The organism is Pseudomonas tructae, from assembly GCF_004214895.1.
Classification (GTDB): domain Bacteria; phylum Pseudomonadota; class Gammaproteobacteria; order Pseudomonadales; family Pseudomonadaceae; genus Aquipseudomonas; species Aquipseudomonas tructae.
Genome location: NZ_CP035952.1, coordinates 283476 through 295812 on the forward strand (window position 1 = coordinate 283476; position 12337 = coordinate 295812).

The following is a 12337-nucleotide window of genomic DNA, read 5'->3' on the forward strand; positions in this document are numbered from 1 at the left end:
TTGTGCAGACCTTTATCCGTTTTCTGCAAAGTGTCAGGGGCGGCGTTTGAGGGTATCGGAGGGCAGTTCGCCGAACATCGACTTGTAGTGTTCCGAGAATCGCCCGAGGTGGACGAAGCCATAGTCCATGGCAAGCTCGGTGATGTTGCGGACCTTGCAGCCGGGGTCGCTGAGGCTTGCGCGGATGCGCTCGAGCTTCTGCTGGCGGATGTACAGCTTGGGCGTGGTGCGGGCGTTGCGCTCGAACAACGCATACAGCGAACGCAGGCTCATGCTCGCCTGCTGCGCCAACTGCTCGCTGCAGATGTCCTGCTTGAGGTTGGCACCGATGTACTCGGCAATGCGCTCGAAGGAGGCCGCCTGGCTGCTCAGCGCTTCACGGCTGACGTTGGTGTGCATCAGGGTCAGCAGTTTGCTGGCGATGATCTGGCTGTAGTGTTCCTGCACCCGCAGCATCGGTTCGCTGCTCTCGGCCTCCTGGCAGACCATCGCCAGCAGCCCGGCAAAACCTTCCAGCGCCAGCAACTGATAGTGGTGCTCGACAAAGCGCACGCCCTCCCCCGGGCGTTGCCAGCGCTGTTCATCACACACCGATTCGAGCAGGCGGGTGGGCAGCTTAAGGATGAATTTTTCACAGTCGGCGGAATAGGCCAGGTCGACCGGTTCGTCCGGGTTGATCAGCAGCAAGTCACCGGGACTGAGCAGGCGCTCCTCACGGCCACGGCGCCACAGGCAATGGCCGCGCAACAGGATTTGCAGGTGGAATACGTTTTCCAGTGCCGCAGACATGACCCGCACATCGGCGCCATAGCTGATGCGGCACAGGTCGAGGCTGGCGAACTTGCGATGGTTAAGGTAGGCCTCGGGATGCCCATAACGGGGCAGGCGGATGCAATGAGGGCCGACATGCTGGTTGACGTAGGTCGACACCGCATGAGGGTCTGCATGCTCGAACACCCGGCTGCGTTCGCTGAGCAGGGGACTGTCCATACCAGGGAACTCGTTGTAGTTGTGCGGCCAGTCTAAGCGATAGCACTGGCCGGCGGCCAACCATGGGATGGACGGTGTGTTTGCAAAAGCATCGCGGGGCAAGCCCGCTCCCACTTGCCTCGCTACAGCAAGGTCCAGGTGTAACTGAGGATCACCCGGTTCTCATCGATGTCCGAGCGGTAATTGGAGCGCGCCATGGCGTTGCGCAGGCGTATCCCCAAGCCCTTGAACACGCCACTTTGCACGGCGTAGCCCAGATCGAAATCACGCTCGTGTTCCTTGCCCTCAAAACCCCGCCCAGTATCGACGTTGTCGCCTTTGAGGTAGCGCACGGTTGCAGTCAGCCCGGGAACGCCCATGGCGACGAAGTCATAGTCATAACGCACCTGCCAGGATCGCTCGTCGGTATAGGCGAACTCGTAGGTCGGCACTTCGTTGCCCAGCGGCGAGATGTTCGGGAACACCCGTGGGAAAGCGTCTTCACCATAGATCGCCTGGTAACCGACACTGAACGTGTGGCCGCCATGCTTGGCCGACAGCAGCGAATAGAACGCCTGGTTGTCGATATCGCCAATGCGCGCCTCGCCCTGTTCGTTGGCCATGAAGTATCCAAGGTTGGCACCCAGGGTCCAGTCGCCCATGGGCTGGCTGTGCTTGAGGCCGACAAAGCCCTGTTGATAGATATCTTCCAGACGTCCATACCAGAGGCTGGCGGTGCTGCGATTGGCGTTGAAGCTGTAGTCGCCGCCGGCGTAGTTGAAGGCATCACTGTCAGCCTGGCGCTGGGGCAGGTGGCCGAGCATGGCGATCATTTTTTCGTCACCGGCTTCATTGCGCAGGCTGGTTGAACTCAGGTGACCGGCCTGCAGGGTAAAGCCGCTGATCTCGGCAGAGGTCAGGCTGACGCCCTGGTAGGTAGGCGGCAGCAGGCGTGAGTCGTTGTACTGCAGGATGGGCAGGTTGGTCTGCAACTCGCCGACTTTCAGCTCGGTCTTCGAGTAGCGCATTTTCAACGTGGCGCCGACCCGGCTGTAGTCATCGGCGGCGCGACCATCGTCCTGCACCGGCAGCAAGCCGGTGCCGGTGCGGTCCGGGCTGCTGTCGAGCTTGAGGCCGAGCAAGCCAATGGCATCGACGCCAAAACCGAGGGGGCCGGGGGTATAACCGGACTTGAAGTTGAAGATGAAACCCTGGCCCCATTCCTCGGCCTTGGACTGCGGATTGGCCCCAACGATGCCGGAAAAGTCGCGGCTGAAGTAATAGTTGCGCGCTTGCAGGGTAGCGCTGGCGTCCTTGATGAAGTCCGGCTCGGCGGCGCTGGCGCAGAAACTCAGGGCGCAGAGAGACAGCAACCCGTAGTGTGGGAAGTGGTTCATGATTTGGGTGCTCTTTTTATTGTTGTTCTGGTTGAGAATCGCGGGTCAAGCCCACTCCTACCCCCCTGTGGGAGCAGGCTTGACCCGCGATAGGGCCGCTATGCCAGCTCCACGCCCTGCAAACACCATCATCGCCACCGCCGCTACCGCACCCGGCAGCGCAAAGGCCATGAAATTCAGCGCCAGCGGCAACTGAATCCCCAGCAACATTCCCCCCAGGATCGGCCCGACGATCGCCCCGCTGCGGCCGATACCCGATGCCCAGCCTAGCCCGGTCGAGCGAATCCCCATGGGGTAAAACTGAGCCACGCAGGCATAGGCCAGAATCTGCGTACCGATGGTGGTCGCGCCGGCAATGCCGATCAGCAGGTACAACACCGGCGTCGGGCTCTTGAAGCCAAGCAGGCTGATCGACAACGCCGCCACGGCGAAGAACACCACCAGCACCCGATCAAGCTTGAAGCGGTCGCCAATCCAGCCGCCGCCCACCGCGCCAAAGATCGCGCCGAAGTTCAGCACCAGCAAGAACGCCAGGCTTGAACCCAGGCCGTAACCGGCGTTGCTCATCAGTTTGGGCAACCAGGAATTGAGCGCGTAAACCATCAACAGGCAGCAGAAAAAGGCGACCCAGAGCATCAACGTGCTCAGCGCCCGGCCTTCGCGAAACAGTTGCGGCACCGAACCACCGGCGTGGGTGCCGGTCACCACCTCCAGGCGGTCTCCCGCTTGCGCCTGGTAGCTCGGCTCAACCCGCTGCAGCAACTGGCTGGCCTGCTCGGTACGGCCCTGACGCACCAGAAACCCCAGGGACTCGGGCAAGTAGCGCAGGATCAACGGCAGCAACAGCAAGGGAATGACCGCCACATAGAACACCGACTGCCAACCGAACGCCGGCAACAAGACGATCCCAAGCCCGGCCGAGAGCATGCCGCCCACCGAGTAGCCACTGAACATGATCGCCACCAGGGTGCTGCGCATGCGCTTGGGCGCATACTCGTTCATCAACGCCACCACGTTGGGCATCACTCCTCCGATGCCAAGGCCTGCCAGAAAGCGACAAATGCCAAACTCAGTGGGGTTGCGGGCAAAGCCGTTGAGCACGGTGAAGCCGCTGAAAAGGATCACACAGACAGTGATGGCCTTCTTGCGCCCGATCCGGTCCGACAGCGGGCCGAACACCAGGGCGCCGAACATCATGCCAAACAATGCATAGCTGCCCAGGGCACCGGCTTGCAGCGGGGTCATGCCCCACTCCTGCATCAAGGCCGGCAGCACCACGCCGTAAATGACCAGGTCGTAGCCGTCGAAGATGATGATCAGCGCGCACCAGAACAGCACACGCCAGTGAAAGGAATTGAATTTCGCCTGATCGATCAGGCTATTGATATCGATCGCTCGCATGAGGCGTGTCTCTTTTGTTGTTGTTATCGAAACCCGAATGGCGATACCTGCCCGGCGCAGGGCCAGGCAGTGTTCGCAGGATCAGGTTAGGAGCGGCGGCGAGGCGCCAATAGCCGTTTCCTGCGAATCGCTATCCGGATTGCGCAGCGGCTGACGAGCGTTCAGCGATGACGTTTGAAGGTGACCGAAGGCAGCTCGCCGAAGCGCTGGCGATAACTTTCGGCGAAGCGGCCCAGGTGCAGGAAGCCGTAATCCAGGGCGATTTCGGTGACATTGCGCACCGGGCTGGACGCATCCTGCAGGGCCGCGTGAATACGTTCGAGCTTGCGCTGGCGTACGTAGCCCTTGGGCGACAGGCCGGCGTGACGCTCGAACAGCGAGTACAACGAACGCTCGCTGACCCGCGCCACCGTCATCAACTGGCTGACAGCGATGTCCTGATGCAGGTTGGCATCGATGTAGGCGGCCAGTTGTTCGAACGAGTGGGTCTGCAGCCCCGGCTCACATCGATCGATGTTGTTGCCCAGCAGGCTGAGCAATTTGCTGGCGACAATCTGCTCGTAGTGCTTCTGAACTTGAGGCAACGACTGTGTGTTTTCTGCTTCTTCGCACACCAGCCCCAGCAGGCCGATAAACCCTTCCAGTGCACCGGCGGCATGCAGTGCACTGGTGAAACGGATACCGCCTTCGGGCAATTGCCAGCGCTGTTCCAGGCAGGCCTGCTCGAGTTGGCTGGCCGGCAGTTTGAGGATGAATTTCTCGCAGTCGGCCGAGTAAGTAAGGTCAACCGGGTCATCCGGGTTGATCAACAGCAGCTCGCCGGGCACATAGTGATGCTCATCACCGCGGCAGCTTGAATGGCAGTGGCCTTTGAGCAGGATCTGCAGGTGATACAGGCTACCCAGCGCCGGTGAAGTAATCCGCGCCCTACCCCCGTAGCTCAAGCGGCACAGGTCGAGGCTGGCGAACTTGCGATGGTTGATGCTCGCCTGCAGGTCACCGCTGCGCGGCAGGCGCAGGCTATGGCCGCCGACATGCTGGTTGACGTAGTCGGACACCGCATAAGGGTCGGCACGCTGGAACACACGGCTGCGTTCGCTCAACAGTTGGCTGCTCATGGGCCGGCCTCATTGTTATTCTGGTTCGACGATATCCACAGGGTCTGGTTATCCACACCCTCAGCAGCTTGCGCCAGCGCCAGCAGGCAGTCCAATATCCGTTGGGTAGGCAACCATACCCAGGAGGTATCATGGAACTGCGTCATCTGCGCTACTTCCGGGTGCTCGCGCAAACCCTCAATTTCACCCGCGCCGCCGAACAGCTGCACATCGCCCAGCCGCCATTGAGCCGACAGATCCGCCAGCTGGAGGACATTCTCGGTGTGCAGTTGCTCGAACGCGGTCGGCCCCTGCGCCTGACCGAGGCCGGGCGGTTTTTCCATGAACACAGTGGCGCCCTGCTTGATCAGCTCGAACAGATCGCCGACGGCACCCGCCGCATCGCCAACAGCGAACGGCAGTGGCTGCGCATCGGCTTTGCGCCGTCGACGCTTTATGACTTGCTACCCGAGTTGATCCGCCAGTTGCGGCGCAACGAGGAACTGGAGCTGGGGCTGCAGGAAATGATCACCTTACAGCAGGTCGAAGCGCTGAAGGCCGGCCGCATCGATATCGGCTTTGGCCGCATTCACATTCAGGATCCGGCCATCGAGCAGGTGCTGCTGCGCGAGGAAGCATTGGTGGTTGCCCTGCCCTGTGGCCACCCGCTGCTCGGCCAGGCCCTGGATCTCAAACGCCTCGCCGACGAGCCCTTTGTGCTCTATCCGGCCAACCCGCGACCAAGCTATGCCGATCACATCTGGGCGCTGTTCACAGCCCATGGTGTCAACATCAAGGTTGTGCAGTGGACCAACGAACTGCAGACCGCATTGGGCCTGGTCGCCGCTGGCCTGGGGATAACGTTGGTGCCAGCGTCCGTGCAAAACCAACACCGCGCCGACATTGTTTTTGCACCGTTGCCTGAAAAAGCCGCGGTGTCACCGATCATTCTCAGCCGCCGAGCTGGGGATAACTCGCCACAGGTCAGGCGGTGTCTGAGTCTGGTAGAACAGATGAAAACCGGCCCCCAGGGCTGAAGGCCGGCTTATCCACAATCAGGCCAGGGCGGCCTGGTTGTTTTCCACAGCCAGCAAGTCAAAGCGCTGGGCAAGGAACGGGGTGATGTCCAGCGGCAGAGTTTCCTGGTGCAGGACCTTGTCGATCAGCACCCCGGTGATGGCCGAGGTAAGAATGCCGGTGCGAAAGTGTCCACAGGCATTCAGGTAACCGCTGACTTCAGAAACCGGCCCCAGAATAGGCAACTCGTCCGGCGAGCCCGGGCGCAAGCCGGCCCAGGTGCGCTTGAGGTTGATCTGCGCAAGCTCCGGCACACAGCGAACCGCGCCTTGAACCAGACCGTTGATTTCCGGGAAGGTGTTGCTGACGTCGAAGCCTTTGTCTTCGGTGGTGCTGCCGATCAGGATTTCGCCGTTGTCCTTCTGCGCCATATAGCAGTCGCTGGTGGTCAGGCAGCCTTGCAGCAGCTTGGGCATGCGCTCGGTGAGGATGATCTGGCCTTTGACCGGCTTGACCGGAATCCGCAGGCCGGTGGCCCATTCGCTCAAATCTGCGGCCCAGGCACCCGCAGCGTTGATCAGGGTGTCGCAGTGGAAAGTGCCCTCCTCGGCGGTTTGCACAGCGCTGACCCGCGAGCCCTGGTGCAGCACACCGGTAATATTGGTGTTGTGGAACAGGTCGACGCCATTCTGCCGCGCCGCTTCCATGTACGAATCGGCCAGGCGGAACGGGCTGACCTGGTGATCGCAGAGGAACTCCAGGGCGCCTTGGGCCTGATGACTGACTGCAGGTTCCGCCTGGCGCAGGGCCTCGCGGTCAAGCCAGCGCACCTGGTCGGCCAGGTGCGGAATCTGCGCAACGATGTGTTCGGCGTACATCCGGTCTTCATCGTCGTAGATCACATACTTGAGGCCGGTGCGCTCGAACTTGAAGTCCATGCCGTGGCGGTCGATCAACTCACGGTGCAGCTGTGGATAAAGTGCATTGGACTGCAAGGCAAAATCGAAGAACGACTGCGGCAAGATGTGCGGTGTGCTCGAATCCACCGCCACTGCCGCACCATGGGCCTCGCGCTTGTGCTTGGCCGACATCATGCGAAAGAAGATCACCCCGCAGCCCAGGCCTACAGACTCACCGATCGCCCACAGGCCGCCGGCCGACGCACGGGTGGCATTGCCCGGGCGTTTGGCATCGATCAGGGCGATCTTCAGGTTCTTGCGCTTGGACAACTGGTAGGCGCACGACGCACCGATCACACCGCCGCCGGCGATGACCACATCATAGGTTCTGTTCATGCTTCAGGCTTCCGTGCCAAGTTGCTGGAATGCGGAGAATGGAATCGGATCGATCGGGAAACGCGGCCGCAGCCAGCCGACGTCGGCACGCCCGGTGGCCTCGCGCAGCCGGTCGCTGCAGTAGCCGACACACATGCGCCCCTGGCAGTCGCCCATACTCACCCGGGTGCGCATCTTCAACCCGGCCATGTCCTCAACGCCCTGCTCCAGGGCGCGATCGATATCGCTGCGCGTGACGTGCTCGCAGCGGCAGATCACCGTATCCGGCTGCGGCAGGTCGATCTGCTTGGTGCCGCGATGGGTGTAACGTTCTACGCCAGCGCGAAAGCGCTTGATCGCCGCTAACTGGCCGAGGTATTTCTCGCGCAGTTCGATGGCCTGTTCAGCGTTGAGCACTTCGCGCTGCAGCAGGATCGAAACCGCCGCGATGCGCCCGGTGAGCATCGCCGCTTCGCCACCGCGGATGCCACCCATGTCACCCGCCAGGTGAATATGCGCCTGGCTGCTTTGCTGCCAGACATTGCTTTCCGGGCGCAGGTAACCGTCTTCGTTGAAGCCGTGGTCCAGGCCCAGTTGCTGGCTCAGTTGCGTACGCGGAATGAAGCCGTAGCCCACCGCCAGGGTTTGCGCCGGTTCGCGTTGCGCGCGGCTCAGGTCCGGTTGCCAGTCATCGTCGTAGGGCGCCAGGGTCACTTCGGCCAGCTCGCCCTCGCCTTTGGCTTCGACCACACCCCAGCCGTAATACATGGGGATGCCATTGAGCTTCATGTAGCCGAGCATGCTCAGGCCATCGAGGAACAGCTGCGGCTTGTTCATCAGCGCCAGGCTTTCGCGGGCAATCTTGCTGAACGGGCACGCCTCATAGACACCGGCCACTTTCGCCCCGGCCGCGTGCAACTGACAGGCCACCAGAGGCAACAACGGCCCGGTGCCGGCAATCACGGTGCTGCCCAGCGGCTTGACCACGCCACTTTTGATCTGCAGTTGCAGGCCGCCGAGAAGCATGACCCCCGGCAGGGTCCAGCCCGCGAAAGGCACATTGCGTTCGTGGCAACCGGCCGACAGCAGCAGGTGGGAATAATCGATTTCGTGCAGGGCTTCTTCGGCATCGAGCACCATCAGGCGTTGCTCGTCGCCCCCCACCACACGGCTGTTCAGGCGCAGGTCGATGCGATCGGCGCAGGCGGCAAAATCCTTGTGCAGTTTCTTCAGCGCTTTGCTGTAGCGGGCGCCCAGGTACCCAAGGTCGACACCGCTGCGCAGCGGTCCGCGAAACACTACACCACCGGGGCGCGAGGCTTCATCGAAAAGCAGGCTGGAAACACCGTGATTGGCCAGCTCGATCGCTGCCGCCATACCCGCCGAACCACCACCGACAATTACTGGACGCAGGCTCATGGCGCCTCCTGACCGGCAAAACGGTTGGTCCCGGTTTCGACCTGCATGCCCGGTTGTACCACGGTCTGGCAGGCGCGGCGCTTGGGCCGGCCATTGATAGATACCAGGCAGCAATGGCACACACCCATGCCGCAGAAAGCGCCGGTCAGCTGGTCGTGGTCATTGCGCGCCACCTGGCGCATGCCCACGGCATTGAGCACGCTGAGCACGGTTTCACCGGCGGCGACGTCCACTGCCTGGCCGTTGAGTTCGATGGTCATGTCCGCCCGCGACAGGGGCTGGATATCTAGCTTTCGCTCCAGAGTCTGCATAGCTTTTCGTCCGTGAAAAAGAAACATGGACTGCGCACACTAAGCCAAGCGTGCCCCTGGACTATTGATCCAGGCCAGCTAATGGGTCTGCTTGCCAGACAAACCGACAAAAACGCCAAGCCCCCGGCAGGTGTTGCATAGATATTTGATGTCGGAGCAATTGGCGCTGCTACGGCTATAGTGCTTCCTGCTCAGAATCGAGGTGCTGCACGGCAGCATTTTGTTGACCGGCTCACAATTTGCGGTCGAAGGCTGCCTCCTTGGCCTGAGGCTGAAGTAACCTGGCCAAAGGCGGGAAACTGCCTCTGCCTCGAAGGGGCCGCGAGCTTGCGGCCGAGCAGTGCAGCGACACACCGGTCGACCTGGGACGGGCGACCCAACAACAAAAACAAGAGAAGTCATCGACATGGATGTGAGATGTGATCAGCTCAAGACGCTGACGGGCACCCTGTGCCTGGCGTTTGTCACCGGACTGCCGCCGTCGGCTGCGGCGGCCTATCAGGAAACTGGCCGCACGGGCGACCCCGCCAGCTGGCAGTCGGCCGAATACCAGCAGGACTGGGGCCTTGCGCGCATGCAGGCGAGCCAGGCCTATGCCGCCGGGATCACCGGCGCCGGGGTCAGCATCGGCGCCCTGGACTCAGGATTCGATGCCGCCCATCCCGAGGCCAGCCCCGGACGCTTCCACGCGGTTACCGCCACCGGCCAGTACCTGGACGGCACCGCGTTCAGTGTCTCCGGGGTGCTCAATGGCGCCAACGACGCCCATGGCACCCATGTCACCGGCACCATGGGCGCGGCCCGTGATGGCGTTGGCATGCAGGGCGTGGCCTTCAATGCCCAGGTGTACGTGGGCAACACCAACAAAAACGATAAGTTTCTGTTCGGTACCGACCCCGATCCGCGGTATTTCAAGGCGGTCTACGATGCCCTGGTGGATGCTGGGGCTCGGGCCATCAATAACAGCTGGGGCAGCCAGCCCAAGGGGGTCAGCTACCAGACCCTGGGCGACTTGCGCGCGGCCTACGCCCAGCATTTCCAGCAGGACACCTGGCTCGACGCCGCCGGCGACGTGGCGCGCCATGGCGTGATCAACGTATTCAGCGCCGGCAACAGCGGTTATGCCAATGCCAGCGTGCGCTCGGCGCTGCCGTACTTTCAGCCGGAGCTGGAAGGCCACTGGCTGGCGGTGTCGGGCCTGGACAAGAACAACCAGCAGAAATACAACCAGTGCGGCATCGCCAAGTACTGGTGCCTGGCAACCCCGGGTGCGGCGATCACCAGTACCGTGCCCGGTGGCGGCTACGCCACCTACAACGGCACCTCGATGGCCGCGCCCCATGCCACTGGGGCCTTGGCCCTGGTCATGGAGCGTTATCCCTACCTGAACAACCAGCAGGCCCTGCAGGTGCTGCTGACCACCTCGCGCCAGCTCGATGGCTCGCCGACCCAGGGGCCCAGCGAACGGGTGGGTTGGGGCGTCCCGGACCTGAATCGGGCGTTGCACGGCCCCGGGCAGTTACTGGGTGAGTTCAACGTCAACCTGGACCGCGGGCAGGGCGATACCTGGAGCAACGGCATCTCCGACCAGGCCCTGGTGCAGCGTCAGGCCGAGGACGCCGTGGAACGCCAAGCCTGGCAGCAGACCCTCAAGGATCGCGGCTGGGAGAATGGCCTGGCACCGGGAGCCAGCCAGCAGGATCGCAGCGACTTTGCGCTGGGCATGGCCCGCGACGCGGCTGCCGCGCAGCGGGTCTACCAGGGCAGCCTGGTCAAGACCGGGGCTGGCTGGCTGGTGCTTTCGGGCGATAACAGCTATCGCGGCCCGACCCGGGTCGAGGGCGGGCTGCTGGTGGTCAACGGCAACCTGCAATCGGCGGTGACGGTCAACGCAGACGGTACCCTGGGCGGCAACGGCCGGATCGGTGCCCTGACCGCCAGCGCCGGGGGCGTGGTGGCCCCAGGTAACTCTATCGGTACCTTGAATGTCGCCGGCAACCTGGACCTGCAGCCGAGCTCGACCTATCGGGTGGAGCTGTCGCCCACGGCCAGCGACCAGCTCGTCGTTGGCGGCCAGGCCAGTGTCGGCGGCGCCAATCTCAGCCTGGAGCCCCTGGCTCAGCCGAACCTGTTGACCGGTGGCCCGGTATCCAGCCTGGTGGGACGCCAGTTCGACATTCTGCAGGCCGCAGGTGGCGTCAACGGGCGCTTTGCCCAGGTCCAACCCAGCTACCTGTTTCTGGGGACCGTACTCGATTACTCGGCCAACGGCGTGCAGCTGGATGTGACGCGCAGCGACGCGACGTTCGCCAGTGTCGGTACCACGGCCAACCAGCGCTCCAGCGGCGGCGCCGTGGAGCAGTTGGGGCCGGGCAATCCCGTGTATGAAAGCCTGCTGCTCTTGACCTCGGTAGACCAGGCCCGGGACGGCCTGCGGCAGCTGTCGGGGGAGATCTACCCGGCGCTGGACTCGATGCTGCTCAGCCAGGGCTCGGTTTTGCGCGATGCCCTGGGCGAGCGTTTGCAAGGCCCGGTACTGACTGCCAACGCGCCTGGAACGACTGCGAGCGAGACAGGTTCGACCCAACTCTGGCTCAAGGGCCTGGGCAGTTGGGGACGCATCGAGGGCGTGCAAGGCAGCGAGTCCTATACCAGTTCCCTGGGCGGCCTGCTGCTGGGCCTGGATCGTGACCTTGACGAGCAGACCCGGGCCGGCCTGGCCGCAGGCTACAGCGACAGCTCCCTGGGCATGGGTGGCAGCCACTCCCGGGCCACGGTCGACAGCTACCACCTGGGCGCCTATGCCCGCCACGACCTGGACCAGCTGCGCTTGAGCCTGGGCGGCAGCTACAGCTGGCACCGTGCCGAGGTCCGGCGCGACCTGGCCTATGGCGAGGTGTCCGGCCGCCAGCGCGCTCGGGTTGATGCCCGCAGCCAGCAGCTGTTTGCCGAGGCGGCCTATCGCCTGCCTTTGCCAGCGGTGCAGTTGGAGCCCTTCGTCAACCTGACCTACCAGCACCTGGACCGCGATGCCTTCCATGAAAAGGGCGACGCCGCGGCGCTGCAGGCGGGGGACGAGCAGCGTGATGCCTGGCTCAGCACCTTGGGCCTGCGTGGGCGCCAGCAATGGCAACTGGGCCCGCAGCAGGACCTGCAACTGGCGGCAAGCCTGGGCTGGCAGCACCGCTTGAGCGGGACCCAGGATCGCGAGCACCTGGCCTTTGCCGGTAGCGACCTGCCGTTCCGGGTGGAAACTGCGCCGGCCTTGCGCGATGCCGCGCTGGTGGGACTCCAGGCACGGGTGGGGCTGACCCGCGACCTGGACCTGAGCCTGGACTACCAAGGGCGCCTGGCCAGTCGTGAGCAACAGCATGGCGCGGGGCTCAACCTGCAATGGCGTTTCTGAAGCGCTGGGGCACTGGTGGGACCAGGCGTTGCAACACGGAGTTTGA

At 63.1% G+C, this 12337-nt stretch carries 9 protein-coding genes; 2 read left to right on the forward strand and 7 right to left on the reverse strand.

All coding sequences use genetic code 11. From position 1 onward, the window contains the following. Positions 1-33: 33 nt before the first annotated feature. The 4 genes from EXN22_RS01390 to EXN22_RS01405 all read right to left on the reverse strand — a co-directional run bounded on the left by EXN22_RS01390 (position 34) and on the right by EXN22_RS01405 (position 4885). Positions 34-990 (reverse strand): AraC family transcriptional regulator, encoded by a 957-nt coding sequence (locus EXN22_RS01390; RefSeq protein WP_130262113.1) that lies wholly within the window; start codon positions 988-990, stop codon positions 34-36. A 122-nt stretch (positions 991-1112) separates the two neighbouring features. Next, a complete protein-coding gene (locus EXN22_RS01395) occupies positions 1113-2366 on the reverse strand; it encodes an OprD family porin (RefSeq protein WP_130262114.1) in 1254 nt (417 codons plus the stop codon). A gap of 57 nt (positions 2367-2423) precedes the next feature. After that, positions 2424-3767 (reverse strand): aromatic acid/H+ symport family MFS transporter, encoded by a 1344-nt coding sequence (locus tag EXN22_RS01400; RefSeq protein WP_130262115.1) that lies wholly within the window; start codon positions 3765-3767, stop codon positions 2424-2426. A gap of 161 nt (positions 3768-3928) precedes the next feature. After that, entirely contained in the window at positions 3929-4885 is a 957-nt protein-coding gene (locus EXN22_RS01405) for an AraC family transcriptional regulator (protein ID WP_130262116.1), read from the reverse strand. Positions 4886-5016: 131 nt separating this feature from the next. Between EXN22_RS01405 and EXN22_RS01410 the strand changes: the two genes are divergently transcribed. Next, positions 5017-5901, forward strand: coding sequence for a LysR family transcriptional regulator (locus EXN22_RS01410; RefSeq protein WP_130262117.1), 885 nt, complete (start codon positions 5017-5019; stop codon positions 5899-5901). Between the two features lie 18 nt (positions 5902-5919). Here the strand turns inward: EXN22_RS01410 and hcnC are convergent, their stop codons facing one another. From hcnC to hcnA, 3 genes are read right to left on the reverse strand one after another with little or no spacing between them, the layout of a single operon-like run. Beyond that, positions 5920-7176, reverse strand: a complete 1257-nt coding sequence (hcnC, locus tag EXN22_RS01415) for a cyanide-forming glycine dehydrogenase subunit HcnC (protein ID WP_130262118.1) — start codon at positions 7174-7176, stop codon at positions 5920-5922. A gap of 3 nt (positions 7177-7179) precedes the next feature. Then, positions 7180-8574, reverse strand: a complete 1395-nt coding sequence (gene hcnB / locus EXN22_RS01420; protein ID WP_130262119.1) for a cyanide-forming glycine dehydrogenase subunit HcnB — start codon at positions 8572-8574, stop codon at positions 7180-7182. Then, positions 8571-8885, reverse strand: a complete 315-nt coding sequence (gene hcnA / locus EXN22_RS01425; RefSeq protein ID WP_130262120.1) for a cyanide-forming glycine dehydrogenase subunit HcnA — start codon at positions 8883-8885, stop codon at positions 8571-8573. The genes hcnB and hcnA overlap by 4 nt, the downstream gene beginning before the upstream one ends. A gap of 406 nt (positions 8886-9291) precedes the next feature. Between hcnA and eprS the strand changes: the two genes are divergently transcribed. Then, positions 9292-12291 (forward strand): autotransporter serine peptidase EprS, encoded by a 3000-nt coding sequence (gene eprS, locus EXN22_RS01430; RefSeq protein ID WP_130262121.1) that lies wholly within the window; start codon positions 9292-9294, stop codon positions 12289-12291. Positions 12292-12337 lie beyond the last annotated feature (46 nt).